This window comes from Polaromonas sp. (assembly GCF_043778355.1).
GTDB lineage: Bacteria > Pseudomonadota > Gammaproteobacteria > Burkholderiales > Burkholderiaceae_C > Polaromonas.
On the sequence record NZ_JAYWHI010000121.1, the window covers coordinates 15,073 to 41,568 of the forward strand.

Here is a 26,496-nt window from a genome sequence, read left to right on the forward strand (position 1 = left end):
GGGGCATGAATCCCGGATTAAGTCCGGGATGACGAAAAGCCTGCGTCCACTCAGCCCTTGGCGTATTCCGAAAATGTCTTGCGGAACTTCGCCACCTTGGGCCCGGCAACTGCCATGCAATACCCCTGGTTCGGGTTTTTCTCGAAGAAGTCCTGGTGGTAGTCCTCGGCGGCGGAGTAATTGGCCACCGGCAGCACTTCTGTCACCACCGGCTTGCCGAACAGCTTGTCGCGGTTCAGCGCACTGACCATGTCTTCGGCAATCTGCTTTTGCTCGGGTGTCGAGTAGTAGATGCCGCTGCGGTATTGGGTGCCGCTGTCATTGCCCTGGCGATTCAAGGTGGTCGGGTCGTGGACCACAAAGAAAATTTCGAGAATGGCGCGCAGGCTGATTTGCGCCGGGTCATACACCAGCTTGACGACCTCGTTGTGGCCGGTGGTGCCGGTGCACACTTGTTCATAGGTCGGACGGTTGACGTGGCCGTTGCTATAACCCGACTCCACGTCAACAATGCCGCGCACCTGCACAAACACCGCTTCAGTGCACCAGAAACAGCCGCCGCCCAGCGTGATGGTCTGCGAGGCTGCGGCGGCTGTTCCAGCCAAGTTGTTTTGTTCCATACATCGTCCTTTTTCCAACCAGCAATCAAAGCACCATCATCGTGGAAAACTGCCGCTCGCTGGGCCCGGCGACTCAAAAACCCCGGACTCGACTGCGCACGGCGCTTTTAATGGTCAAATCGGCCTCTAGCCCATACCAAACGGGCGCAATCAGCTATTAATTTGAGAGCGTTGCAATGATGACACCCGGTGAACTCAAGCCCATCCTGACCACACTGCTGCTGCCACCCGTTTCGCTGCTGTTGCTGACCGGGCTGGGGCTGCTGCTGGCGGCGCGCCGAAAAGCCGGCGGCCTGTTGCTGGCTTTTGTCGCGGCGACCCTGCTTTGGCTGCTGAGCTGCCATGCGATGGCGGTGTGGCTGGCGCAAAATCTGCTGCCGCAACACACGGCCTTGTCGGTCGCGGCGCTGAAAAGCAGCGGCGCGCAGGCCATCGTGGTGTTGGGCAGTGGCGTGCACCCGGTGGCGCCCGAATATGGCGAACCGCAAGCGTCCGGCGCAGCGACCCTGCGTTTGCGCTACGGCGTCTGGCTGGCGCGGCAAACCGGCTTGCCGGTGGCTTTTGCGGGTGGGCTGGGATGGGGCGCAGCCGGCGAACAAGTTGTGTCAGAAGGCGAGGTGGCACGGCGCGCGGCGCAGCAGGACTATGGCCTGACCCTGCGCTGGGTCGACAACCAGTCGCGTGACACGTCTGAAAACGCCCGCTTCCTCAGGCCCCTGCTGGCCAAAGACAAGGTCCAGCGGATTGCGCTGGTCACCCATGCCTGGCACATGCCGCGCGCTGCCGCCGCTTTCGAACGGGCCGGCTTCACCGTGGTGCCCGCACCCATGGGTTTTATCCTGCCCAGCCGCAACAGCGTGCTGCAATGGTTGCCCACCGGTGACGGGCTGGAGGCGTCGCGCGCAGTCCTCAAGGAATGGCTGGGCTTGTTGGTCCATCGCTTTACTTGAGCTTTACTCCAGGCGCGGGCCGGTCGTCAGCCCTGCGCTGCATAGTGTCGGCTTGACGGGCATGGAGCGAATCGCTACATTACTAACCAGTCAGTCAGTAATTTATGTCCATCTCCAAATTTCTCTGCGAAAAAACCAGCGCCCTGGCCGTTAAACGTGAGCGCCGCAAGGACGCGCGCCCCGGCGAACTGCTGGACGCTGCGCTTGACCTGTTTGTTGAAAAAGGTTTTGCCGCCACCCGCGCCGAAGAAGTGGCGGCCCGCGCCGGCGTCTCCAAGGGCACCCTGTTCCTCTACTTCCAGAGCAAGGAAGAACTCTTCAAGGCCGTGGTGCGCGAAAACATCTCCGGCCGCTTCAAGGAGTGGAACGAGGAGTTTGAAACCTTCGAAGGTAGCGCCGCCGAGATGCTGGCCTATTGCATGACCTCATGGTGGGACCGCGTCGGCGCCACCCGCGCGTCGGGTATCACCAAACTCATGATGAGCGAGGCGGGCAACTTCCCGGACATCACCGCCTTCTATCAGCAGGAAGTGATTCAGCCTGGCCAGGCGCTGATACGCCGAATCCTGCAGCGCGGTATTGACCGCGGGGAGTTTCGACCCCTGAACCTCGACTACGCGATCTACAGCGTGATTGCACCCATGATTTTTCTGGTGCTCAGCAAACATTCGGCCGGCACCTGTGGCGACCCGGCACTGCTGGGCAACGCTGAAAAATACATCACCTCCCAGGTCGACACCATCCTGTATGGCCTGTCGGTGCAACCCGCCGGCAAACCCGTTAAAGGCAAAGCATGAAACGCTGGATCAAGTGGGCCATCGCCGGCCTCGTCCTGTTGCTGCTGGCGGCGGCGGTGCTCGGCGCACTGTCCGCACGTCGGGCGAAGCAACAGGCGCTGGCCACCGCGGCTGCAGCCAGGGCACAGACCGTGGTCGAGCTGGCCAGCAGCGACGTGCTGCAGGCAAAAACCCGCGAGCTCAGCCAGGGCCTGGCGCTGTCGGGCCCGCTCAAGGCCATCAATTCGGCCTTCGTCAAGGCACGCGTCGCCGGCGAGTTGCAGGGCCTGAGCGTGCGCGAAGGCGACTTTGTCAAGGCCGGTCAGGTGGTGGCGCGGGTGGACGCCAACGAGTACCAGGCGCGCGTGATGCAGGCGCAGCAGCAGGCCGATTCGGCCAAGGCGCAGATCGACATCGTGCAGCGCCAGTTCGACAACAACCAGGCGCTGGTGAACCAGGGCTTCATCTCCAAAACCGCGCTGGATGTCTCGCAGGCCAACCTCAACGCCGGCAAGGCCAACCACAATGCGGCGCTGGCTGCTGTGGCGGTGGCCAAAAAATCTCTGGATGACACGGTGCTGCGCGCGCCCCTGTCGGGCCAGATCGCGCAGCGGCTGGCTCAGCCGGGCGAACGTGTGGGTATCGACGCCAGGGTGCTGGAGATCGTGGACCTGAGCCGGATCGAGCTTGAAGCCAGCCTCAGCGCTGCAGACGCCCTCACGGTACGCGCTGGCCAGAACGCCACGCTGCAGATCGAAGGTACGGCGCAGACTGTCAATGCCACCGTCGCCCGCATCAACCCGAGCGCGCAGGCTGGCAGCCGCAGCGTGCTGGTCTACCTGTCCATCGACAACACCGCCGGGACCTCGGGTTTGCGGCAAGGGCTGTTTGCACGAGGCACGCTGGGGACGGCGCGCAGCTCGCTGTTGGCGGTGCCGGTCAGCGTGGTGCGCACCGACAAGCCCGCACCTTATGTGCAGGTGGTTGAGAACAACCTGATCGCCCACAAGCCGGTGGAGCTGGGCGTGCGCGGCAACGACTCTGCCAGCGGTGAACCCATGGTCGCCGTCCAGGGCCTGGCAGAAAACGCGGTTGTTATCAAAAACGCCGTCGGTAGTCTGCGTGAGGGCACAGCTGTGAAGTTCACGCAGGCACCAGCATGGGCTTTGCCGGCCGCACCAGCGGCTTCTTCGCCCAAAGCCCTCTAGACATGTGGTTCACCCGCGTCAGCCTGCAAAACCCGGTGTTTGCCACCATGGTCATGCTGGCCATTGTGGTGCTGGGCCTGTTCTCCTATCAGCGGCTGCAGGTCGACCAGTTCCCGAACATTGACTTTCCGGTGGTCGTGGTCACCACCGAATACCCCGGCGCCTCCCCCGAAATTGTCGAAAGTGAAGTCACCAAAAAAATCGAGGAAGGCGTCAACTCGATTGCTGGTATCAATGCCCTGACCTCGCGCAGCTACGAAGGCATGGCGATCGTCATCGTCGAATTCCAGTTGCACATCGACGGGCGCAAGGCCGCCGAAGACGTGCGCGAAAAAATTGCCTCGCTGCGTCCGCTGCTGCGCGATGAGGTGAAAGAACCACGCGTGCTGCGGTTTGATCCGGCCAGCCGCCCCATCTGGTCGGTGGCGGTGTTGCCGGTCGGCGCGACGGAAAAAGGTCCAGCCCCCCTTCCCACTGCGGTAGAGCTGACCAACTGGGCCGACCAGGTGCTGAAAAAGCGGCTGGAAAACGTGCGCGGCGTGGGCGCGGTCAATCTGGTGGGCGGCAGCAAACGCGAGATCAACATCTACCTGAACCCGCAGGCCATGGAAGCGCTGGGCATCACGGCCGACCAGGTCGCCAATGCGGTGCGCAGCGAAAACCAGGACCTGCCGGTCGGTGCCATCCGCTCTCTCGCGCAGGAGCGGGTGGTCAAGATCGACGCCCGCATGAAGCGGCCCGAAGATTTTGCCAACATCATCGTGGCACGCAAGCCGTCCGCCACCGGCGCGGCCACGGCGGTCACCGTCGGGCAAGTCGCCAGCGTGCGCGACGGCTCGCAGGAGATCGACAACCTGGCGCTGTACAACGGCCAGCGCACCTTGCTGCTGACGGTGCAAAAGGCCCAGGGCGACAACACCATTGCGGTGGTCGACGGCCTGAACCAGACGCTCAAGGACATGCAGACCCAACTGCCAGCAGGGGTGCGGCTGGCACTGGTGTCCGACGGCTCACGCCCGATTCGCGTCGCTGTCGAAAACGTGCGCCGCACATTGATCGAAGGCGCGCTGCTGACCGTGCTGATCGTCTTCCTGTTCCTGAACTCGTGGCGCTCGACGGTGATCACCGGGCTGACCCTGCCGATCTCCATCATCGGCACTTTTTTGTTCATGAACCTGTTCGGCTTCACCATCAACATGATCACGCTGATGGCGCTGAGCCTGTGTGTGGGCCTGCTGATCGACGACGCGATTGTGGTGCGCGAAAACATTGTGCGCCATGTACAGATGGGCAAATTGCCTTACCAGGCCTCACTCGACGGCACGCAGGAGATCGGCCTGGCCGTGCTGGCCACCACGTTCTCCATCGTTGCAGTGTTTCTGCCCATTGGTTTCATGGGCGGCATCATCGGCAAGTTTTTCCATGAATTCGGAATCACCATCGTCGCCGCAGTGCTGATCTCGATGTTTGTCAGCTTCACGCTGGACCCGATGCTGTCGAGCATCTGGCACGACCCGAGCATTGAGGCGCATGGCAAGCACCACACACCGGTGACTTTTTACGACAAAACCATAGGCCGCGTGACCGCCTGGTTTGAACGTGCAACCGACTCGCTGGCCGAGAGCTACCAGCGCATCCTGCGCTGGTCGTTGCTACACAAGCTGGCCACCCTCGGTCTGGCACTGCTCATCTTCATCACCAGCATTTTCATGGTGCCGCTGCTGGGCACGGAGTTTGTGCCCAAGGCTGATTTTTCCGAAACCTCGCTGACGTTTTACACACCGGTCGGCTCGTCACTCGAAGCCACCGAAGCCAAGGCCGTCCAGGTTGAATCCATTTTGCGCGAGTTGCCCGAAGTCAGTTACACGGTGGCCACCATCAACACCGGCAACGCCCAAGGCAAGATGTACGCCAGCATCTACGTGCGGCTGGTAGACCGCAAGGCGCGCATCCGCAACGTCGACGAGCTGTCAGGTGTGCTGCGCGAACGGCTCAAACAGGTGGCAGGCATCACCGTCACCCACGTCGGTCTGCTGGACTCCGTCGGCGGCAACAAGCAGGTGGAATTTTCGCTCCAGGGCCCCGACCTGAGGGAGCTGGAGCGGCTGACCCGGCTGGCAACCCAACGCATCGCAGCCATCCCCGGCCTGGTGGACCTGGACTCCAGCCTCAAGCCTGACAAACCGACCATCGAAATCGATGTCAAACGCGACGCCGCGTCCGACCTGGGTCTGAGCGTGTCACAAATCGCCGCTTCACTGCGCACCCTGGTGGCCGGGCAAACGGTGGGCAACTGGCGCGCACCAGACGATCAGACGTATGACGTGAATGTACGGCTCTCGCCCGACGCCCGCAACGCACCGCAGGACCTCGAACGTCTGCCCTTTTTGAGCAGCGCCATCGGCAGCAATGCCGACGGCTCGGCGCGCACCGTGCGCCTGGGCCAGCTCGCCACGGTGAAGGAGGCAACGGGTCCCAACCAGATCAACCGGCGCGACCTGACGCGCGAAGTGGCGATCAATGCCAACGTCTACAACCGCTCGGCGGGCGAGGTGTCCGGCGACATCCGCAAGGCGCTGGATGGCATCAGCTTTCCGCCCGGTTACCGCTACCAGTTCGGCGGATCGACCAAAAACATGGCCGAGTCTTTTGGCTACGCCATCTCCGCGCTCGTGCTGGCCATCCTGTTCATCTACATGATCCTGGCCAGCCAGTTCAAGAGCTTTTTGCAACCGCTGGCGCTGATGACCTCGCTGCCACTGACGCTGATCGGTGTGGTTCTGGCCCTGCTGCTGTTTCGTTCGACACTCTCGATGTTCTCCATCATCGGCGTCGTCATGCTGATGGGGCTGGTTACCAAAAACGCGATTTTGCTGGTGGACTTTGCGATCCGCATGCGCGACGAAGGAATGGAGCGCAGCGAAGCTCTGCTGGTGGCCGCCCGCGTGCGGCTGCGTCCCATTTTGATGACCACACTGGCGATGATTTTTGGCATGGTGCCGCTGGCCTTTGCGCTGACCGAAGGGTCGGAGCAGCGCGCTCCCATGGGCCAGGCCGTGATCGGCGGCGTCATCACCTCGTCGCTGCTGACGCTGGTGGTGGTGCCAGTCACCTACTGCTACCTCGATGACCTGGCGCAATGGTTCAAACGTCGCTTCACCGGCCGGCGCGCCATGACCGAAGCCGCAGTGGCCCCCCGTTAAAATCACTGGTTTACCCGCACTCCCCCACCCCCGATATTCACAGGCCCCACCATGAACTACGAACAAGCCCGCTTCAACATGATCGAGCAACAAATCCGTCCCTGGGAAGTGCTGGACAGCCAGGTCCTTTCCCTGTTGGCGGTGGTCAAACGTGAAGACTTTGTGCCGCCTGCCAAAAAATCGCTGGGTTTTGCGGACATGGAAATTGCGCTGACCGCCAAGCCCGGCCAATGCATGCTGGCGCCCAAGGTCGAAGCGCGCATCCTGCAGGATCTGGCGGTGCAAAAACATGAAAAAGTGCTCGAGATCGGCGCCGGCTCCGGCTACATGGCCGCCTTGCTGGCGCACCGTGCGCAGCAGGTCATCACGCTGGAGATCGACGCCGATCTGGCCCAGCTCGCACGCGACAACCTGAAAAAGGCTGGCGTCTACAACGCCGAAGTGCGCACCGGCGACGGCGCGGCCAAACTCGGCCAAGTGGTCTCCAGCAACGACCCGCTGAGCGGCCCCTTCGATGTGATCGTGCTCAGCGGCTCGGTCGCCGAGGTGCCGCCTGCCCTGCTGGCCATGCTCAAGACCGGCGGCCGGCTCAGCGCCATCGTCGGCTTTGAGCCCATGATGCGCGCCACGCTGGTGACACGCGTCGGCGAAACCGCCTTCCGCACCACCCAAGGCTGGGACACGGTGGCCCCGCGCCTGCTCAACTTCCCCGAGCCTTCAAAGTTCAATTTCTGATTCCGGAGCCCACACCCATGATTGCCCCACTCTCCCCCGCCGACTTCAGCGCCTGGCGCGACAGTCTGGGTGCGGACGCGCCCACGCCGGTGGTGCTGGACGTCCGTGAACCCTGGGAGTTGCAAACCGCTTCGGTGATCGAAGACGGCTTTTCGCTGCTGCGTATTCCCATGCGCGAAGTGCCGGCCCGTGTCGAACAATTGAAGCAGCAATTGGGCGTTGATCAGCCGATCGCCTGCCTCTGCCACCACGGCATGCGCAGCCTGCAAGTCGCCAACTTCCTGGCGCAAAGCGGTTTCACCGACGTGGTGAACATCCACGGCGGCATCGATGCCTGGTCCAGACAACGCGACACCGCTGTGCCGCTGTATTGAATTGCCGCTGCACACGTACCACCCCTCCATTTCATCAGGACACCCATGACGACGCTACTGAAAAAACCGGCCTTGCTGCCGCTGGCCCTTGTATTCGGCACAGTGCTGGCGACGCTGGCGCCTTCAGTTCAGGCCCAGAACCTGGTGGAGCTGTACCGCTCGGCGCGTGACTACGACGCGGCCTACCAGTCATCACGTTCGCTCTATGACGCGAACCTGTATCGCGCTGAGCAGGCCAAGGCCGGTATCCTGCCGCAGGCAGGTCTGTCGGCAGGCGTCAACCGCGTCAACTTTGAAAACAACAACCCGGCGGTGGACCGCAACTTTCCGCAGCAAAGCGTCTCCCTCAACGCGTCTCAGCCGCTGTACCGGCCCGGTAACTGGGCCACCTACGAACAGGGCAAGCAGCAGGTCGAGCTGTCAAAGGCCCAGCTTGAAGCGGCTGAGCAGGATTTGATCGTGCGCACCAGCCAGAGCTATTTTGACGTGCTGGCCGCACAGGACACGCTGGCTTTTGTGCGTGCGCAAAAGGCGGCAGTCGCCGAGCAGCTCGCGTCAGCCAAGCGCAATTTCGAAGTCGGTACCTCCACCATCACCGACTCGCGTGAGGCCCAGGCGCGTTTCGACCTGGTGCTCGCCCAGGAAATCGCCGCTGAGAACGATTTGCGCGTCAAGAAGATCGCACTCGACCAACTCGTCGGCCGGACCGACGCCCAGCCCCGGCCACTGGTCGCTCCCACCAGCCTGCCGCCGCTTGTGCCAGCCGACGTGAACACCTGGGTGCAGCAGTCGGAAACGCTGCATCCCACCATCCGCCAGGCCCAGGCCAACCTGGAAACCGCCAAACTCGAAATCAACAAGGCGGAAGCCGGTCACAAACCCACGGTGGACCTGACCGCCAGCTATGGCGTGCAACGCAACCCGCAAGGCAGCGCCAGTTCATTGAACACGCTCAACTCGCGCACCAACACCACCACGGTCGGCCTGGCGCTGAACCTGCCGCTGTTCGCCGGCTTTGCCACGCAGAACCGTATCCGCGAAACCTTGTCGCTCAAAGAAAAAGCCCGCACCGACCTTGAAGGCGCCAAACGCGGCGTCGCACTCAACACCCGTACGGCCTTCTTCGGTGTGTTGTCCGGCCAGGGGCAGGTCAAGGCGCTGGAAGCCGCCGAGGCATCCAGCCAGAGCGCACTCGACGCCAACAAACTCGGCTACCAGGTCGGCGTGCGCATCAACATCGACGTGCTGAACGCGCAAAGCCAGTTGTTCCAGACCAAACGCGACCTGGCCGTGGCCCGCTACAACGTGCTGCTGGGCGGCCTGCGCCTGCGCCAGGCCAATGGCACGTTGACGCCGGAAGACTTGCTGCTGATCAATTCGCTGCTGGTTCAATAAAGTCTCACGTTCGCTCACTGCGAGCCTGCGGCAGCTCTCTGCCCCTTGCACTGAAAAAGGGGCGCTGCGCCTGCGGCCCCGGCCAGGTTAAGACCCAAACAATCCAGCGTGGCGCTCAGCGCCTGCGCCAGCATGTTGGTGTCCTCAAGCGCCCCGCGCGCGTTCCGGCCAGCGGTCTTCAGGCACGTGTCAGCCACAACACAAGCAAGGGCAAACCGTATCGTGGGAAGATATGCGTAGCCATCCATTTTTTCATGAATTCGCGCCCTGAAACGATGTCCGAAGCCCTCACCCTTTTCTCGCTGCCGCTGTTTCCCCTCGGAACGGTGCTCTACCCCGGCGGCCTGCTCCCTTTGCGGATTTTTGAGGTCCGTTACCTTGACATGATCGGCAAATGCCACAAGACTGGCGCGCCTTTCGGCGTGGTGGCGCTGTCCCAGGGCTCGGAAGTGCGCAAGGCCGGGGACGGCCCCAGCGGCGATGGGTTTGCCAGTGAGGCCTTTCACACCGTGGGCACGCTGGCCACCATCACCAGTTATTCGGTGCCGCAACCGGGCCTGATGGTGATTCGCTGCAGCGGTGCACAACGCTTCGAGATTTCCAGCCATGAAAAGCTCAAGCATGGCCTGTGGATTGCCGACGTGACCCGCCTCGACGACGACCAGGTGGTCCAGGTGCCGGACGACCTGCGCGGCGCGGCCAATGCGCTCGGCAAGCTCATCAAAAGCCTGCAGGAGCGGGCCATTCCGGCTGACCAGATGCCGCTGGAGCCGCCCTACCGGCTCGACGACTGCGGCTGGGTCGCCAACCGCTGGTGCGAACTGCTGCCCATGCCGGTTGAACTCAAGCAGCGGCTGATGCAGCTTGACAACCCGCTGGTCCGGCTTGAACTGGTCAGCGACATCCTCGAAAAAACCGGCATCGCGCTTTAGCGCTCCCCGCCGCCACGACGCGGGCGACAACGCAGCCTAAAATCAGGGGTTTGGCACTTGGCCCGGTGCCGCCGGCCTGCCCTTTTCCCCGAGAACCTTTTCATGTCCAACACGCCCACCAGCCCCGCGGCCGCTCCCGCGCACGACGACAACCAGCTCATCGCCGAGCGCCGCGACAAGCTGCGCCTCATGCGCGCCCACCAGGCCGAGGGCAAGGGCGTGGCCTTTCCCAACGACATCAAGCCGGCGCACCGGGCCGAGGCGCTGGTTGCGCAGTACGACGGCAAGACCAAGGAAGAGCTGGAGCCGCTGGCCGTCACGGTCAGCGTGGCCGGCCGCATGATGCTCAAGCGCGTGATGGGCAAGGCCAGTTTTGCGACGCTGCAGGACGCGTCCTTCGGCCCGTCGGGCGGCCGCATCCAGGTCTACATCAACAACGAAGGGGTCGGGGAGGACCTGCACAACGCCTTCAAGCACTGGGACCTGGGCGACATCGTGTCGGCCACCGGCACGCTGTTCAAGACCAAGACCGGTGAGCTGTCGATTCACGCCACCGGCATCCGCCTGGTCACCAAAAGCCTGCGGCCGCTGCCTGACAAGTTTCACGGCGTCGCTGACCAGGAGGTCAAGTACCGTCAGCGTTATGTGGACCTGATCACCGACACCGACGCCCGCCAGCGTTTTGCGGCGCGCAGCAAGGCAGTCTCAACCATGCGCAGCTTCATGGTCGACAACCAGTTTCTCGAAGTTGAGACGCCGATGCTGCACCCGATTCCGGGCGGCGCCAATGCCAAGCCTTTTGTCACCCACCACAAGGCGCTGGACCAGCAGATGTTTCTGCGCATCGCGCCCGAGCTGTACCTCAAGCGCCTGATCGTCGGCGGCTTCGAGCGCGTGTTCGAGATCAACCGCAGCTTCCGCAACGAAGGCATCAGCGTGCGGCACAACCCCGAGTTCACGATGATGGAGTTTTACGCCGCATGGTGGAACTACCAGGACCTGATGAGCTACACCGAGGATCTGATCCGTCATGTGGCCACGCAGGTCGCCGGCGGCACGGTGCTCAGTTACCAGGGCAAAACCGTGGATCTGAGCCAGCCCTTCGAGCGCCTGACGATACGCGAAGCCATCATCAAACACACCGATGCCGGCGCCAATGTGGACGACGCCGCCTGGCTGGTCGCCGCGCTGAAAAAAATGGGCAAGTTCAGCGCCAAAGACAAACTCGACAGCCGCTCACTGCCCAGCCTGCAGGTCATGTATTTTGAGGAAACGGTCGAAGAAAAACTTTGGCAGCCGACCTTCATCATGGAGCACCCGACCGAGATCTCGCCGCTGGCCCGCGCCAACGATGCGCGCCCGGAAGTCACCGAGCGCTTCGAGCTCTACATCACCGGCCGCGAGTTCGGCAACGGCTTCAGCGAGCTCAACGACGCCGAAGACCAGGCCGCCCGTTTTCTCGCCCAGTCCGACGCCAAGGATGGCGGCGACGAGGAAGCCATGCACTTCGACGCCGACTACGTGCGCGCGCTGGAGTACGGCATGCCGCCCACCGGCGGCTGCGGCATCGGCATCGACCGCTTCATGATGCTGCTGACCGACAGCGCGAGCATTCGGGATGTGATTTTGTTTCCGGCGCTCAGGCGCGAGGCTTGAGGCGTGGGGCCTCACCCACGCACCATCGTTTAGGCAATATGTACCCTTGGCGTTAGGCGGCCATTAGACTTAAGAAGAGAAGCTGTCTTGGTGCTTCTCCCATAGAGGATCGATGACTTCCTCGGCGAGCTTCTGCACACGCGCGAGTGCTTCCACAAGCGAGGTGTGAACAGAGGTGAGCTCGGGCCGTTCTTGAAGCGTCTTACGCAAATACGCCGTGCAGTGATTGTTTGCCCAGCGATGATTGCCTTGCTCCGCAGCACTAAGACTGCCTTGCAAGTAGACGTTGGCCTTCTCGCACTCTTCGGGATGGTGTTGAAAGAATTGCTCGTTGACTTCTAGCATCGAGATCAACGTCGAAGTCGAAATCGCTGCGGCTTCTTGGAATGCGGCGGTGAGCGCAGAATGCTCACGCTTGTTGCTGAAGGAGTCAAACACAGAGGAATCCAATCAATCGGACCAGTTACCTGGGTTTCCAATTCACGCAAAACTTTCCTGCAAAGCCTCTTGCGCCAGGGTGTTGATGCTTTTGCCTTTTGCCTGCGCCGCAATAGCGAGTTTTTCGTGCAACTGCGGTGAAATTCGCAAATTAAATTTGCCAGAAAAATGCCGCTTTGGCTCAATCCCTTTCTCCACACAAACTTCAAGAAACACCTGAAGCGAGCGCTTGAACTCCGCGCGCAGTTCCTTCGGGTTCTTCCCGTAAAAGTCCGCACCCCCGTTAAGGCCGAGAATCTCTCCCCTGAACAAGTCAAGATCAGGGTCAAATTCAATCGTTGCGTGATACTCGTCAACAGTCATTACGTTCATGGTTCGACTCCGTGTTGCTCCAGCCATTTGCGAATCGCAGCCACCGCGCCTTTGTCCGTGTTGGGTGATGGATGTGGACGGTGAAATACCCGCACCTCATCAAACAAAAAAACAGAAACCCGGCTGCCTGCTCGTTCTTCAATTTCTGCGCCCAGCTCAATGAAGAGGCCCTCAACATCGCGCCACTGGACATTGCCGCTCGTCGGCCGCGAATAGATCAGTTCAACAATTCGCTGATGCCGCCGTTTCATTGTTAAATGGTACCATTTTCAGGTACCGAGCGCAACCCTTGGTTGCGGATGGCCTGTAGCAAGCCGTTGGATGTATGGGTCGACTAATTTGCTATTAATTCAGTAGCTGCTCACGCTCGTATCCAAAGGGCTGATGCCTGTTTTCAGGCATGAACCGTGCGGTGTCGTGAAGATCCTGCGAGGACGGGCCGGCATCCAGGCATCAAATCGCCTTCCAGCCCACCCCCGACAGGCGCAAGCAGCTATCCAATAAGGAGCGGTGTTGAGCGGTTCCAAGCCGGTTGAATGGCTTCGACAGGCTCAGCCCGAACGGTGTCGTGTCACGACCAACAGGACATCTGCCACCCGAACTAAAGCAGCCCAGCCCCCGGCAAAAACGTTGTCGGTGGCTCCGGAACATCAGGAGCAGCAGGCTCCACGGCCACCACCGGCGGCGCAGGTTCCGCCTTCTCGACCGGCATGCGCAAATCGTCGAGGTAGTCGCGCGCGATGTTGACGGTACTTTTGACGCCCAGCGCGTCAAAACGTTTGGCCAGCCACTCCTTGCCGCAGACCACGCCGAGGTCGCGCAGCGAACGGATCAAGCCCTTTTCTGTCGACGCCCGCGTGGCAGATTCAAACTTGTCCAGCGCCTCGCCGCCGTCGATGCGGTGCATCAGCACGTCCTTGTAGTGGGCGGCCTCCAGCTTGCCTTCTGCCAACAGGCGTTTGACGAAGTCGATGGCGCGCATCTCGGCCATCAGGGCGGCGTTGAAGGTGATCTCATTGACCCGGTTGGCGATTTCTGCAGAGGTGGTGGGCAGCTTGCTTCGCAGGATGGGGTTGATCTGCACCAGCACGATGTCGCGGCTGTCGCAGCGGTAAATCAGCGGGTGAATGCCGGGGTTGCCGGAGTAGCCGCCGTCCCAGTAGTGGTCGCCGTCTATCTCCACCGCCTGAAAAACCATGGGCAGGCAGGCCGATGCCATGACCGCGCTGGCCGTCAAACGCCTGCCCGAGAAAACTTCAGCCTTGCCGCTGGCAACGCGCGTGGCGACGACAAACACCTTGGGCGTTTCCGGATGCCGTGCTGCCGCCAGACGGTCAAAGTCAACCTGCTTTTCCAGAAAGTCTTTCAGCGGGTTGATGTCAAACGGGTTGCTCTGGTAAGGCGACATGGAGCTGGACCAGTAACGCGTCATGGCGTCCGTCCACAGCTTGGTCGATGAGTTGCCAGTGCCCATGAGGCCGAACAGGATGCCAAAAGGTGCGCGCTGCATTTTGGACAACGATGAGGAGATAGCGCCCATGTCGACAATGCCGTTCCAGAAACTGTCCAGCGCCTGGCGTGCTGCATCATGCCTCTGGAGTCTGGTTTTTCCCTCGGAACGGGCAAAACCATGCGCCAGCGCGACCGCATTCATGGCGCCGGCACTGGTGCCGCTGATACCTTCAATATCAAGGCGGCCGTCTTCCAGCAAGGCATCGAGCACGCCCCAGGTGAAGGCGCCGTGCGAGCCGCCGCCCTGCAGCGCCAGGTTGATGCGCGGTGCGGCGTGTTCTGAGGCAGCGGCGGGGTCCGGAACAACAGGCAGGTCCATACAACGAGCTTAGCAAGAATCGGACGCACACTAAAATTGGCCCTGCATCCCGCGCGCTCCACACAACATGAACTACCTGACGGCTTACCCCGAAACCCTGCAGAACCAGGTGCGGGAGCTGGTCGCCACAGATCGCCTGGGTGCCTTGCTGCAGAAAAAATACCCTGCCATCCACGGCATACGCACCGACCGGGCGCTGTACGACTATGTGATGGATCTGAAAAACAGCTTTCTGCGTAATGCCGAACCACTGAGCAAGGTGGCTTTCGACAGCAAGCTGCATGTGATTGCCCACGCGCTGGGCACACACACCACCATCTCGCGGGTGCAGGGCAGCAAACTCAAATCAAAACGCGAGATCCGCGTGGCCAGCCTGTTCAAGGACGTGCCACTCGAACTCCTGCGCATGATCACGGTGCATGAGCTCGCCCACATCAAGGAAAAGGCGCACGACAAGGCCTTTTACAAACTCTGCACCTATATGGAGCCGCAGTACCACCAGTTCGAGCTGGACCTGCGCCTGTACCTGACACATGTGGATGCGGGCGGCGCCACGCCATGGCCTGCAGCCCAGGCGGCGCTATGAATTCAGGAGCTTCTCAGGCCCATTTGACATGGGCTGGAGGCCAAAAAGGCTTGTAAATCCCAGGAAATCAGGGGATCAGGCCCATGGCGTGCATATAGGCCGGATGCACCATCAGATCGTCCCAGCCATGCGCCGGTGTGACCGGCAGCAGGTCGAGCCGGCGCAGCTCGCTGGACTCCAGCGGCTCCCAGCGGCCCTTGAGCTGGGCTTCTGCCATGCCGTTGAGCAACTCGTCCACCGCCTCGCCACCGTCCACCGACTGGTTGCACAGCAGCACCATGTCGCAGCCGGCATTCAGCGCCGTAACGGCCGCTTCGGTGTAGCTGACTTGCTTGCCGTCGATCAGGCGCGCGCCGGCCATGCTGAGGTCGTCGCTGAAAATCGCACCGCCAAAACCGAGCTGGCCGCGCAGGATGTAGGTCAGCCATTTCTCCGAGAAACCGGCTGGCCGTGCATCAACCTTGGGGTAGATCACATGCGCCGGCATCACGCTGGTCAGGGTGGTGTTGAGCCAGTCGTAGGGCGCGGCGTCATCGGCCAGAATGGCTTTCAGGCTGCGCCTGTCCACCGGAATGTCGGTGTGTGAATCGGCCTTGACGAAACCGTGGCCGGGGAAGTGTTTGCCGCAATTGGCCATGCCGCTTTGCAGCAGGCCGTGCATCAGGCTTTTGGCGAGCAGGGCCACAACCCGTGGGTCGCGCGCGAAGGCGCGATCGCCGATGACGCTGCTTTCCCCAAAATCGAGGTCCAGCACCGGCGTGAAGCTGAAATCGACGCCGCAAGAGCGCAGCTCGGCGCCCAGCACATAACCGCAGGCGGTGGCGGCGTTGGTCGCAGCGAGCGCGTCCTTGAGCCACAACTCACCGAGCGCGCGCATGGGCGGCAGATGGGTGAAGCCGTCAGTGCGGAAGCGCTGGACCCGGCCACCTTCATGGTCCACGCAAATCAGCAAGTCCTTGCGCAGCTTCTTGATCTCGCTGCACAGGGCGATGAGCTGCGCGCGGTTTTCCCAGTTGCGGGCAAACAGGATGATGCCGCCGGTCAGGGGGTGTTTGAGGCGTTGTTTGTCGGCCTTGCTCAGGCTCAGGCCGGCGATGTCGATGATCAGGGGGGCGTGTGGGGTCATGGGGACTCAGGGTTAAAAGCGGTTCTGTGTGGATCGGAGCCTGTCATCCCGGACTCGATCCGGGATCCACGCCGGCTGAACCCCGATGGATCGGTCGGCGCGGCATGGATTGCGGGCCAGGCCCGCAATGACAAGCGGAGATTTTGTCATGGCGAATCGGGGCGAAGGCCTTGGGCAAGCGGCATGGTTTAGCGCTTGGTGTTCTGCTCCACCACCACAAAGCTGGCGGCGTAGTCGGTTTCGTCGGTCACGGTGACGTGGGCAGTCAGGTTTTTGGCATCAAACCACTCCTTGAGCACACCGTGCAAAACGATTTCGGGTTTGCCGCTGGCCGCCTTGGCGATTTCACAGTTGCGCCAGGTCATGGGCATGCGCATGCCCAGGCCAATGGCCTTGCTGAAAGCTTCCTTGGCAGAAAAACGTGTGGCCAGGTAACGCAAGCCGCGCTCGGGCCAGCGCGCGCTGCGGGCTTGCCAGGTGTTGAATTCAGCGTCGCTGAGTATCTTCTGCGCAAAACGCTCGCCATGCCGCTCGAAGCTGGCGCGCACGCGGCGCACGTCGCAGATGTCGGTGCCGATGCCGTAAATCATTCTGGAGCAAAGCCAGCGTCGATGCAGCGCAGGTAAGCGGCAACGGTGGCGCTGTAGCCAAGTTCCAGCGCGTCGGCGATCAGCGCGTGGCCAATCGACACTTCGAGCACGCCGGGCACCGCATACAGAAACTCGGCGAGGTTGCCCTGGTTCAGATCGTGGCCGGCATTCACTCCTAAATTGATAGCCGCTGCCGCCCGTCCAGTGTGGGCAAACTGCTCAAGAACCTTGTCTTTTTCCGCCGTGCCCCAGGCCCGTGCGTAGGTCTCGGTGTACAGCTCCACCCGATCCGCGCCCACTTCTTTGGCGGCGGCCATGGCCTCGGGCAACGGATCCATGAACAGGCTGACACGTGCGCCGCGCTGGTGAACCTCGGCGACCAGCGGTTTCAGGCGCGCAGCATCGTCGGGAAAGCTCCAGCCATGGTCGCTGGTGAACTGGCTTTCGCCGTCGGGCACAAAGGTGCACTGGTGCAGCGGCAGGCCGCGCGCCGACAGGTTGCGCACAAACTCCATCAGGTTCTGCAGCGGGTTGCCCTCGACATTGAACTCGCGGTCCGGCCAGTCCTTCATCAGCGCAGCCAGCTCGTAAACATCGTCCTTGCGGATGTGGCGTTCATCGGGGCGCGGGTGCACGGTGATGCCCTGCGCGCCGGCTTCCAGGCACAACTCGGCAGCGCGCAGCACATCCGGAATCCCGAGATGGCGCGTGTTGCGCAGCAGGGCCACCTTGTTGATATTGACCGACAGGGCGGTCCGGTGGCGTGGAGCGGGAGCGTGTACGGGGGACATAAAACTTGCCTTGATAACGCAAACCTAAAAGGCCTGCAGGTCAATCATCATCTGCCGGGTTTTGAGAACCTTCACATCGCAATGGTAGTGCAGCAGCGCGCGCAACTGGGTCTTGAGCTGCGGCAAGTGCTCCACACAGGCGCGCACCGTGTCGGTGAACGGCGCGTCGTCGGCCAGCGAGTCCTGCAGTTCCAGCCACTGTTCGCCGCGCAGGCTGGCCCGGTCGTCGTCATGCGCCTCGCGCAGGCCGAATTCGGCCACCAGCACATAAGGCGTCTGCAGTTCCAGCGGCGCCAGCGTCGCGGTCTGGGCGTCCAGCGTCGGCAGCAGACCGATGTCGCGCAGCAGGCGCAGCTCAAAAGCGCGCAGCGCCACCTGCAAGGTGTCGGCACTCTGGCTGGCCAGCAGTTGCACCGTCGCGGCATAGGCGTCGAACAGTACCGGGTGCGGGTCGTCGCGCGCCAGCAGGCGCATCAGCAGTTCATTGAGGTAATAACCCGACAGCAGCGCATCACCGGTCGGCATCACATGACCGCCCTGCCATTCGGCGCTGCGCAACATGCGGATCTCGGCATCACCCCCAAAAGCCACATGCAGCGGCTGCAGCGGCAGCAGGATGGGCCGGAAATTGGAGCTCGGCTTTTTGGCGCCACGCGCCACCAGCGCAATGCGGCCGTAGCTGCGGCTGAACACTTCCAGGATCAGGCTGGACTCGCTCCAGTCGTAGCGGTGCAGGACGTAGGCGGGCTCGTCAGAGATTCTTTTTGTTGCCACGCCCGGTACCGCAACTCCACTTATTCGTAACCAAAGGTCTTCACCCTGGCCTCGTCGTCGGCCCAGCCCGAGCGCACCTTGACCCAGATTTCGAGAAACACCTTGCCACCGGTCAGCGCTTCCATCTCGTGGCGCGCCTCAGTGCCTATGCGTTTGAGCTTTTCGCCCTTCTCGCCAATGATCATGCCCTTGTGGCCGTCGCGCTCGACCACGATGGTGGCGGCGATGCGGCGCAGCTCGCCTTCCTGCTCGAACTTGTCGATGATCACGGTGGAGGTGTAGGGCAGCTCATCGCCGGTCAGGCGAAACAGCTTTTCGCGGATGATCTCGGCCGCCATGAAACGCTCGCTGCGGTCGGTCAGCTCGTCGGCGCCATACATCCAGGGCTGGGGCGGCAGGTATTTTTCGCAGATGCCGAACAGCCGCTCCACATCCTTCGCGCTGTTGGCTGACATCGGCACGAACTCGGCGAAGTTGTGGCGCTCCTGCATTTCCTTGAGCCAGGGCGCAATCTCTGCACGGCGGTGGATCAGGTCAAACTTGTTGGCCAGCAGGATGGCCGGCGTGCCGGCCGGCAGCAGCGACAGCACCTTGGCATCGGCCTGATTGAACTGGCCGGCCTCAACCACAAACACGATCAGGTCCACATCATTGACCGCGCCAACCACCGTCTTGTTGAGCGAGCGGTTCAGTGCATTGCCGTGCCGGGTCTGGAAGCCGGGTGTATCGACAAACACAAACTGCGTGGGTCCCACGGTGCGCATGCCGGTGATGCGGTGGCGCGTGGTCTGGGCCTTGCGCGAGGTGATGCTGATTTTTTGCCCGACCAGCGCGTTGAGCAGGGTCGACTTGCCCACATTGGGCTTGCCGACAATCGCGATCAGCCCGCAGCGCTGGCCTTCGACCGGCGGCGCATTGTTGGCCCGCGAAGTCATGGCGCGGGCCAGCATGGCTTCGAGTTCCGCGTCTTGCGCGGGCAGGTCCGCGCCCAGGGCTTCAGCCGGAAGGCTGTCGGCCGGCTTCGCGGGGCGCACCGGTTTTTTGGAGGTTTTTTTGCCTGGGGTCATGTCGGGTGCCTGTTGGCGGCTGCATCTGCAGGCGCCGGGGTTCTTCAGTCGAGCGTCTTCACATAGGCCAGCATGGCGGCTGCAGCCGCCTGTTCACCGGCGCGGCGTGAACCGCCTATGCCACGTTCGGCCCGCCCGTATTCGCTGATCTCGCATTCCACATCGAAGGTCTGCTTGTGGGCTGCGCCCAGGGTGCCGACCACGCGGTAGATCGGCAGGTTCATTTTGCGGCCCTGCAGCCATTCCTGCAACTCGGTCTTGGGGTCCTTGCCGATGGCCTGCATGTGGGGGTTGATCTCGACCGCGCTGAACAGGCTGCGTACCAGTTGCGAGGCCTTGTCAAAACCCGCGTCGAGATAAACCGCGCCAATTACCGCCTCCAGCGCGTCGGCCAGGATGGACGGACGTTTGTGCCCGCCCGACTTGGCTTCGCCCTCACCGAGGCGCAGCAGGGCTGGCAGGCCGAGCTGGACCGCCAGTTGGTGCAGGGTGTCCTGCTTGACGAGGTTGGCGCGCACACGGGACAAATCGCCTTCGGGCAACTCGCTGAGGCGTTCATACAAAAGGCCGGCGACGGCGAGATTGAGCACGGAGTCGCCCAGGAATTCGACGCGCTCGTTGTGATCCGCCGAAAAACTGCGGTGGGTCAGGGCCTGCTGCAACAGGCGGGGATTGGAAAACTCATGCTCCAGGCGCTTCTGCAGCGACTGGAGATCGGGACTCAAGGGGGCATTGGCACGCACTTACTTGGATCGGCCTGCGTACTTGATCAGCAGGAAAGCCGGCCCGGCAATATGGATTTCCTTGTTGTAGGCAAAGCTGACAACGGTCTTGTCGCCTTCCTTGCCAACTTCGAGGTCTTTTCCAGTGATGGACTTGATGTCATCGATCTGGGCGGCCTTGTCAAAAATGGTCCGGACTTCTGCCACTGAAGCGCCGTCTTTGGCCTTGGTGGCGGCTTTGGTGATGGCCTGGAACTCAAGCACCGTGGGGAAGGCCTGAGCGGCAATGATGCCGGCAAAAGCCAGCACGCCGACCACAAACAGAACTCCAATGAAGGAAATACCACGTTGTCGATTGTTCATGTGTTTCTCCACTCCAGTAACGTCAAGTTGTATCCCCTGATCTGATTGATCTGCAGGTTGCAGCACGGCTGGCCGTGTGTGCTCAGTCAATTTTTCCAATCCGCTTGAGACTACCAAAATTCATCCAGACAAAAAAGGCCTTGCCAACGATGTTCTTCTCGGGGACGAACCCCCAGTAGCGGGAGTCCAGCGAATTGTCGCGGTTGTCACCCATCATGAAGTACTGCCCTTCGGGCACCTTGCAAACGACACCTTCGCTACTGTAACGGCAATTCTGCCGGTAAGGGAAGTCGTCCGCGCCAGCAATGAAGGCGGGCCGGTCCATGTCATTGAGCAAGCGGTAGCTCTTGCCGCCGCTGGTTTCCTGGAACTGCTTGGCATAACGCAAGGCGTCTTCATCAAAAAAATCCGCCAGTGCCACTTTGGGTAAAGGCTTGCCGTTGACGGTCAGCTTCTTGTTCAGGTAGGCCACCTCGTCACCAGGCAAGGCCACGACCCGCTTGATGTAATCCAGGCTGGGTTTGGGCGGATAACGAAACACCATCACATCACCACGCTGGGGACTGTTGTTGTCCAGTATCTTGGTGTTGATGACGGGCAAGCGCACGCCGTAGTGAAATTTATTGACCAGAATCAGGTCACCCACCAGCAGCGTGGGAATCATCGAGCCCGACGGAATTTTGAAGGGCTCGAACAGAAATGAGCGCAGCAAAAAAACCACCACGATGACCGGAAACAGGCCGGCGGTCCAGTCCAGCCACCAGGGCTGCGCCAGCAGACGCGCCTGGGCTTCGCCAGTGTGGTTGTCGACCTGATGGATGCCCTGCGTAGCAAGTTCTGCGCGCCGCTGCGTGGCTTGTGCGTCCACGGCCATGGCGGCCTTGCGGCGCTGCGGCCAGAAATAAAACTTCTCGGCAAGCCAGTACAGACCGGTGACCGCAGTGGCCAGGAACAGCAACAGGGAAAAATTGCCTTCCACCATGCCGAAATACCAGGCGCCGCCGTAACCGACAAACACGGCCAGCACCAGCGCGGTCAGCGTACTCATAAAGCCCAGCATTATTCTTCTACCTGCAAGATGGCCAGGAAGGCTTCTTGGGGCACTTCAACAGAACCGATTTGTTTCATGCGTTTTTTGCCCGCTTTTTGTTTTTCAAGAAGCTTTTTCTTGCGTGAAATGTCGCCACCGTAACACTTGGCAATCACGTTTTTGCGAAGCGCCTTGATTGTCTCACGCGCAATGATGTTGGCCCCGATGGCGGCCTGGATCGCCACGTCGAACTGCTGGCGTGAAATGATCTCTCGCATCTTGGCCACCACCGCGCGGCCGCGGTAGGCCGACTGGCTGCGGTGAACAATGATGGACAGCGCATCGACCTTCTCGCCGTTGAGCAAAATATCGACCTTGACCACGTCGGAGGCACGGAACTCCTTGAACTCATAGTCCATGGAGGCATAACCGCGCGAGACCGACTTGAGCTTGTCGAAGAAGTCCAGCACGATCTCGCCCAACGGCATTTCGTAAGTCAGCATGACCTGCTTGCCGTGGTAGGCCATGTTGAGCTGAACCCCGCGCTTGACATTGGCCAGGGTCATGACGGCGCCCACATAGTCCTGCGGCATGTACAGGTGCACCGTCACGATGGGCTCGCGGATCTCGTTGACCTTGCCGCCATCGGGAATTTTGGACGGGTTCTCGACCATCATGACGCTGCCGTCGGTCTGCAGCACCTCATACACCACGCTGGGCGCGGTGGTGATCAGGTCCTGGTCGAACTCGCGCTCGAGCCGCTGCTGGACGATCTCCATGTGCAGCAGGCCCAGAAACCCACAGCGAAAGCCAAAGCCCAGCGCCTGGCTGACTTCCGGCTCGTAATGCAATGACGCATCGTTGAGCTTGAGCTTTTCCAGCGCATCACGCAGCGAGTCGTACTCGCTGGCTTCGGTCGGGTAGAGGCCGGCAAACACCTGCGGCTGGATTTCCTTGAAGCCCGGCAAGGCCTGGGTGGCCGTGGCTGCCGCGCCGCCAGTACCGGTCTTGATCAGGGTCACGGTGTCGCCGACGCGCGCCGCCTGCAATTCCTTGATGCCGGCGATGATGAACCCGACCTCGCCGGCCTCCAGCGCGGGGCGCTGTTCGGTATGCGGGGTGAATACCCCGAGCTGCTCGGCGTTGTAGGTGGCTTCGCTGGCCATCAGCTTGATACGTTCTCCTCTGGCCAGCCGGCCATCGACCACGCGCACCAGCATGACCACGCCGACGTAAGCGTCGTACCAGCTATCCACAATCATCGCGCGCAGCGGTCCGTCCGGGTTGCCTTGCGGCGGCGGCATGCGGGCAATGACGGCTTCCAGAATTTCGTCGATGCCCATGCCGGTTTTGGCCGAGCACGGAATCGCATCGGTCGCGTCGATGCCGATCACATCCTCGATTTCCTGCTTGGCGTTTTCGGGGTCCGCATTCGGCAAATCCATCTTGTTGAGCACCGGCACCACCGTGACGCCGAGCTCGAGCGCGGTGTAGCAATTGGCGACGGTCTGCGCTTCCACGCCCTGGCTTGCATCGACAACAAGCAGCGCACCTTCGCACGCCGAGAGTGATCGGCTCACCTCATAAGAGAAGTCCACATGGCCGGGGGTATCGATCAGGTTGAGGTTGTAAACCTGGCCATCGAGTGCCTTGTATTTGAGCGCGGCGGTCTGTGCCTTGATGGTTATCCCACGTTCCTTTTCCAGATCCATGGAGTCAAGCACTTGCGCGCTCATCTCGCGATCCTGCAAACCACCGCAACGCTGGATGATGCGATCAGCAAGTGTGGATTTGCCATGATCAATGTGCGCAATGATCGAAAAGTTTCTGATGTGATTCATCAACGGGAACGCCTAAGTGCTTGAAAGTATTGCGAAGAGCGCGGTGCGCATTCGCGAAAGACATAAAAAAGGGCGCGTCACTGGTGACGCGCCCTGAACCAACAATCTATGGCAACTGCGATAGCTGGAAACTTCATTGTAGGCAAAAAGCCAGCGACGCATAGCCTCAAAATTGCCAAATTTTTCCCGTTGCAAGGCAGCAACATGAAACTTACACACAGCTTGTTCACAATTTTAACAGGAAGGCTCTGGACAACTTGTGGGTGATCTGTGGATCAGCAGTGAATGGAGTTAATTCATGCCAGAACAGAAATTTTTTGAGGGTCGATATATTTGAATCAACCCAAACCAAGGCCTCATTCTACCAAAATAGGTCCTTAGATGCATATAAATGTTAGTGAACGCAAACATCTATTTGATGTTGAATGCAGCGAATATTTATTTCTTGGAAGAAAAATTTCACTTCAAAACCAAAACCCCAAACCCGGTAGGGAATGGGGCCGGATTAAAGGGCGCCAGCGACGCCTCTGCCCACAGTGCTTATCGGGCTGGACGAATCAAGGCGTACTGGGTCCACTCGCTGCGCCTGAACAACACATTGATGGGTTTGCCCTTGTCAATTTTGGCGAGTGCTGCTTCAAAGTCTTTCACGCCACTGACTTCGGTATTGGCGATGGCAAGGATCACGTCGCCTTCGCGCAACCCAGCGCGGGCGGAAGCACCTTCGCTGGCATCCACCTTGACGCCGCCCTTGAGCTTGAGCTCTTTCTTGAGCGCCTCGGGCAACTCACTGACCATCAAACCCATGGCTTGCGCAGGACCGGCCACTGGCGGCTTGACTTCGGGCGCCTGCGCCTTGCGCACGGGTTTCTCCGCTTCAACTTCGCCGATGATCACACTCACGTCCCGTGTTGCCCCGCGCCTGAAAACAGTCACGGTAGATTTGGTGCCCGGCTTCACGTTACCGACCATCCTCGGCAGATCCGTGGCTTTCTCGATCACCTTGCCTTCGAATTTGGTGATAATGTCGCCCGCCTCGATACCCGCCTTCTCCGCCGGTGAGGCAGCCTCAACGCCACGCACCAGCGCGCCCTGGGCCTTGCCCAGGCCGATGGACTCAGCCACATCCTTGCTGACCTGATCAATCTGTACACCGATGCGCCCGCGCGTAACCCGCCCGGTGCTGCGCAACTGGTCCGCCACCCGTGTGGCTTCGTCAATCGGGATGGCAAACGAGATGCCCTGGAATCCACCGGAGCGCGAATAAATCTGGCTGTTGATGCCAACCACCTCGCCACGCATGTTGATCAACGGGCCACCCGAATTACCGGGATTGATGGCCACATCGGTCTGAATGAAGGGCAGGTAGTCGCCGGTGTCACGCTGTTTGGCGCTGACAATGCCGGCGGTCACCGTGTTTTCCAGACCAAAAGGCGAGCCGATGGCCATCACCCACTCACCGACTTTGAGCCGGTTCATATCCCCAATCTTGACGGCCGGCAAACCGGTCGCCTCGATCTTGACCACCGCCACGTCGGTGCGTTTGTCGGTGCCAATAATCCTGGCTTTGAATTCGCGCTTGTCGGTCAGCGTCACCAGCACCTCATCGGCGCCGTCAACGACGTGGGCATTGGTCATGACCAGCCCGTCCGAGCTCAGAATGAAGCCCGAACCGACACCGCGCGGTTGGTCCTCGTCAGGCTGCGAGCGATCCGGACGCGGCGCACGCGGCATGTTCGGCGGAACCGGAATGCCAAAACGCTTGAAGAACTCAAGCATCTGCTCGTCAGCGCCACCAGCCGCGCCGGCTTTGACTTTTTCCAGCGTCCTGATATTGACGACAGACGGGCCAACCGCCTCCACCAGGTCGGTGAAGTCGGGCAAGCCGCGTACTTGCGCCATCACAGATTGACCAGGCATCAGACTTAAGGTGGCGCCCAGCGCCAGCGCCACGGCAGCGAGATGGGAGCGGCATTGTTTCCAGATCGATTGATGCATCATCAGCCTTTGAAAAATTGTCAGAACAGCAAACACGGATGCCAGGTCTCCCGCCACCAGACGGGAGACCAATAGAAAAATGGGGCGCTATTTCTTGCGTTCAAGACCATCGGCAAACAAGCCCAGCGTGGCCATCGGAACTTCGCCCATCACGGTGAGCCAGTGGGCCTCGACCCGCCGGGTCAGGGACTGGGTCGCACCGAGCGACATCCGGGACTCCTTGGTGTGGCGCTGGCCGTCAAACGGTTCAACAAAAATCGAAACCGATGCCAACCCGTCGGAAAAAACCCACTGCATTGGCGCTTCGCCAGCCTGCGCGCCGCGCGGGCGCTTGTGACAACTCATGGGTGTGAAGCCGGCCACTGGTTTCTTCAGAGCCCAACCTTCCGCGCTGGCAGTGGTTTTGACCAGGCCAAGCCGCTCGACTTTGTAGCCGTCGACCTTGTTCATCATCTGGGCGAGTTTTTCAATCTTGACGGGTGCGTCGAACTGCAACTCAGAAAAGGCCGCCTGCTCCAGCACCTTGCCATCGGTATCCAGGGTCTGCAGTTTGACGACCAACCCCTTCTTTTGCTCGGCCCAGACACGGTAACCAAACCGCATGGCGTCTTTGGGAACAAGCGCAATCACATCGGCATCCACACCCGCGACCCGCTCACGGCCTTCCTGCCGGGCCTGGTAAAAATCACCAATCTGGCTGCCGGTAGACTTGAGCAAGGCAGGAAAGAGCCCCAGCGATTCGCGCTTTTCGGCGCGTATCAGCTTTTGCTCCGGCATGAAAGTCACGACCTGGTCGTTGTGGCGGAAGGTCGAGCGCGGCGGGCCGGTCAGTGACTCCACCCGTTCCATTTGTTGTGTGCCGTCACAGACATGCCAGATTTTGGCGCTGGACAAGGCATTACCGGAAGACACAACGAAGGTGCCCACATAGGACCGGTTTCTGGACGCCTCGTGCATCCGCATCAACCATTCGTTGATGTCTTTGGTCTGCGCTGCCTGCACCGGGGGAACCGGCGTTGGTGGCTGGGTCTGCGCCGCTACGTAAGCAGTAGCAGACAGCGCACACCCCATCAGGGCTAGCAGGCGAAAAAGCTTGGAATTCATGACTTGAAGAGCAG

At 61.0% G+C, this 26,496-nt stretch carries 26 protein-coding genes; 10 read left to right on the forward strand and 16 right to left on the reverse strand.

The window, feature by feature from the left end; genetic code table 11:
- Window positions 1–50 precede the first annotated feature (50 nt).
- Window positions 51–620 carry a peptide-methionine (S)-S-oxide reductase MsrA gene (msrA, locus tag ACH2CW_RS17850; RefSeq protein ID WP_395060619.1) on the reverse strand — a complete coding sequence of 190 codons (570 nt, stop codon included), beginning with the start codon at window positions 618–620 and terminating at the stop codon, window positions 51–53.
- A gap of 176 nt (window positions 621–796) precedes the next feature.
- Here msrA and ACH2CW_RS17855 point away from each other — a divergent pair, with 176 nt between their 5' ends.
- The 9 genes from ACH2CW_RS17855 to lysS all read left to right on the forward strand — a co-directional run bounded on the left by ACH2CW_RS17855 (window position 797) and on the right by lysS (window position 11,849).
- A complete protein-coding gene (locus tag ACH2CW_RS17855; protein ID WP_395060621.1) occupies window positions 797–1,570 on the forward strand; it encodes a YdcF family protein in 774 nt (257 codons plus the stop codon).
- Window positions 1,571–1,674: 104 nt separating this feature from the next.
- The gene (locus ACH2CW_RS17860) at window positions 1,675–2,367 is read left to right on the forward strand and encodes a TetR/AcrR family transcriptional regulator (protein WP_395060623.1); all 693 of its coding nucleotides are present in this window, start codon (window positions 1,675–1,677) and stop codon (window positions 2,365–2,367) included.
- On the forward strand, window positions 2,364–3,554 hold the full coding sequence (locus ACH2CW_RS17865; RefSeq protein WP_395060625.1) for an efflux RND transporter periplasmic adaptor subunit: 1,191 nt from the start codon (window positions 2,364–2,366) through the stop codon (window positions 3,552–3,554). Before ACH2CW_RS17860 ends, ACH2CW_RS17865 begins: the two co-directional genes overlap by 4 nt.
- Window positions 3,555–3,556: 2 nt before the next feature.
- Window positions 3,557–6,757: an efflux RND transporter permease subunit gene (locus ACH2CW_RS17870; RefSeq protein WP_395060762.1), complete on the forward strand. Its 3,201-nt coding sequence runs from the start codon at window positions 3,557–3,559 to the stop codon at window positions 6,755–6,757.
- Window positions 6,758–6,808: 51 nt separating this feature from the next.
- Window positions 6,809–7,492: a protein-L-isoaspartate O-methyltransferase gene (locus ACH2CW_RS17875; protein ID WP_395060627.1), complete on the forward strand. Its 684-nt coding sequence runs from the start codon at window positions 6,809–6,811 to the stop codon at window positions 7,490–7,492.
- Between the two features lie 17 nt (window positions 7,493–7,509).
- Window positions 7,510–7,866, forward strand: coding sequence for a rhodanese-like domain-containing protein (locus tag ACH2CW_RS17880; RefSeq protein WP_395060629.1), 357 nt, complete (start codon window positions 7,510–7,512; stop codon window positions 7,864–7,866).
- Window positions 7,867–7,911: 45 nt separating this feature from the next.
- Window positions 7,912–9,261: a TolC family outer membrane protein gene (locus tag ACH2CW_RS17885; RefSeq protein WP_395060631.1), complete on the forward strand. Its 1,350-nt coding sequence runs from the start codon at window positions 7,912–7,914 to the stop codon at window positions 9,259–9,261.
- Window positions 9,262–9,536: 275 nt separating this feature from the next.
- The gene (locus tag ACH2CW_RS17890) at window positions 9,537–10,193 is read left to right on the forward strand and encodes an LON peptidase substrate-binding domain-containing protein (RefSeq protein WP_395060633.1); all 657 of its coding nucleotides are present in this window, start codon (window positions 9,537–9,539) and stop codon (window positions 10,191–10,193) included.
- 102 nt (window positions 10,194–10,295) lie between these two features.
- The gene (lysS, locus tag ACH2CW_RS17895) at window positions 10,296–11,849 is read left to right on the forward strand and encodes a lysine--tRNA ligase (RefSeq protein WP_395060635.1); all 1,554 of its coding nucleotides are present in this window, start codon (window positions 10,296–10,298) and stop codon (window positions 11,847–11,849) included.
- 69 nt (window positions 11,850–11,918) lie between these two features.
- Here lysS and ACH2CW_RS17900 read toward each other — a convergent pair whose 3' ends face one another.
- The 4 genes from ACH2CW_RS17900 to ACH2CW_RS17915 all read right to left on the reverse strand — a co-directional run bounded on the left by ACH2CW_RS17900 (window position 11,919) and on the right by ACH2CW_RS17915 (window position 14,490).
- Window positions 11,919–12,287, reverse strand: a complete 369-nt coding sequence (locus ACH2CW_RS17900) for a hypothetical protein (RefSeq protein WP_395060637.1) — start codon at window positions 12,285–12,287, stop codon at window positions 11,919–11,921.
- Window positions 12,288–12,329: 42 nt separating this feature from the next.
- On the reverse strand, window positions 12,330–12,659 hold the full coding sequence (locus ACH2CW_RS17905; RefSeq protein WP_395060639.1) for a type II toxin-antitoxin system HicB family antitoxin: 330 nt from the start codon (window positions 12,657–12,659) through the stop codon (window positions 12,330–12,332).
- A complete protein-coding gene (locus tag ACH2CW_RS17910) occupies window positions 12,656–12,910 on the reverse strand; it encodes a type II toxin-antitoxin system HicA family toxin (protein ID WP_395060641.1) in 255 nt (84 codons plus the stop codon). Before ACH2CW_RS17910 ends, ACH2CW_RS17905 begins: the two co-directional genes overlap by 4 nt.
- 350 nt (window positions 12,911–13,260) lie before the next feature.
- Entirely contained in the window at window positions 13,261–14,490 is a 1,230-nt protein-coding gene (locus tag ACH2CW_RS17915) for a patatin-like phospholipase family protein (RefSeq protein ID WP_395060643.1), read from the reverse strand.
- A gap of 67 nt (window positions 14,491–14,557) precedes the next feature.
- On the opposite strand from ACH2CW_RS17915, the gene ACH2CW_RS17920 reads away from it, so the two are divergent.
- Entirely contained in the window at window positions 14,558–15,076 is a 519-nt protein-coding gene (locus tag ACH2CW_RS17920; protein WP_395060645.1) for a YgjP-like metallopeptidase domain-containing protein, read from the forward strand.
- Between the two features lie 67 nt (window positions 15,077–15,143).
- Here ACH2CW_RS17920 and nagZ read toward each other — a convergent pair whose 3' ends face one another.
- The 11 genes from nagZ to ACH2CW_RS17975 all read right to left on the reverse strand — a co-directional run bounded on the left by nagZ (window position 15,144) and on the right by ACH2CW_RS17975 (window position 26,482).
- Entirely contained in the window at window positions 15,144–16,202 is a 1,059-nt protein-coding gene (nagZ, locus tag ACH2CW_RS17925; protein ID WP_395060647.1) for a beta-N-acetylhexosaminidase, read from the reverse strand.
- A 188-nt stretch (window positions 16,203–16,390) separates the two neighbouring features.
- Window positions 16,391–16,792 (reverse strand): holo-ACP synthase, encoded by a 402-nt coding sequence (acpS, locus tag ACH2CW_RS17930; RefSeq protein WP_395060649.1) that lies wholly within the window; start codon window positions 16,790–16,792, stop codon window positions 16,391–16,393.
- Entirely contained in the window at window positions 16,789–17,583 is a 795-nt protein-coding gene (locus ACH2CW_RS17935) for a pyridoxine 5'-phosphate synthase (protein ID WP_395060651.1), read from the reverse strand. Before ACH2CW_RS17935 ends, acpS begins: the two co-directional genes overlap by 4 nt.
- Window positions 17,584–17,607: 24 nt before the next feature.
- The gene (gene recO / locus ACH2CW_RS17940; protein ID WP_395060653.1) at window positions 17,608–18,357 is read right to left on the reverse strand and encodes a DNA repair protein RecO; all 750 of its coding nucleotides are present in this window, start codon (window positions 18,355–18,357) and stop codon (window positions 17,608–17,610) included.
- A 20-nt stretch (window positions 18,358–18,377) separates the two neighbouring features.
- Window positions 18,378–19,307 carry a GTPase Era gene (era, locus tag ACH2CW_RS17945; protein WP_395060764.1) on the reverse strand — a complete coding sequence of 310 codons (930 nt, stop codon included), beginning with the start codon at window positions 19,305–19,307 and terminating at the stop codon, window positions 18,378–18,380.
- A 161-nt stretch (window positions 19,308–19,468) separates the two neighbouring features.
- Window positions 19,469–20,149 (reverse strand): ribonuclease III, encoded by a 681-nt coding sequence (gene rnc / locus ACH2CW_RS17950; RefSeq protein WP_395060655.1) that lies wholly within the window; start codon window positions 20,147–20,149, stop codon window positions 19,469–19,471.
- An 18-nt stretch (window positions 20,150–20,167) separates the two neighbouring features.
- Window positions 20,168–20,509, reverse strand: coding sequence for a DUF4845 domain-containing protein (locus ACH2CW_RS17955; RefSeq protein ID WP_395060657.1), 342 nt, complete (start codon window positions 20,507–20,509; stop codon window positions 20,168–20,170).
- An 82-nt stretch (window positions 20,510–20,591) separates the two neighbouring features.
- The gene (gene lepB / locus ACH2CW_RS17960) at window positions 20,592–21,557 is read right to left on the reverse strand and encodes a signal peptidase I (RefSeq protein WP_395060659.1); all 966 of its coding nucleotides are present in this window, start codon (window positions 21,555–21,557) and stop codon (window positions 20,592–20,594) included.
- A gap of 11 nt (window positions 21,558–21,568) precedes the next feature.
- Window positions 21,569–23,380, reverse strand: coding sequence for a translation elongation factor 4 (gene lepA, locus ACH2CW_RS17965; RefSeq protein ID WP_395060661.1), 1,812 nt, complete (start codon window positions 23,378–23,380; stop codon window positions 21,569–21,571).
- Window positions 23,381–23,920: 540 nt separating this feature from the next.
- The gene (locus ACH2CW_RS17970) at window positions 23,921–25,378 is read right to left on the reverse strand and encodes a DegQ family serine endoprotease (protein ID WP_395060663.1); all 1,458 of its coding nucleotides are present in this window, start codon (window positions 25,376–25,378) and stop codon (window positions 23,921–23,923) included.
- 87 nt (window positions 25,379–25,465) lie between these two features.
- The gene (locus ACH2CW_RS17975) at window positions 25,466–26,482 is read right to left on the reverse strand and encodes a MucB/RseB C-terminal domain-containing protein (RefSeq protein WP_395060665.1); all 1,017 of its coding nucleotides are present in this window, start codon (window positions 26,480–26,482) and stop codon (window positions 25,466–25,468) included.
- Window positions 26,483–26,496: the final 14 nt, after the last annotated feature.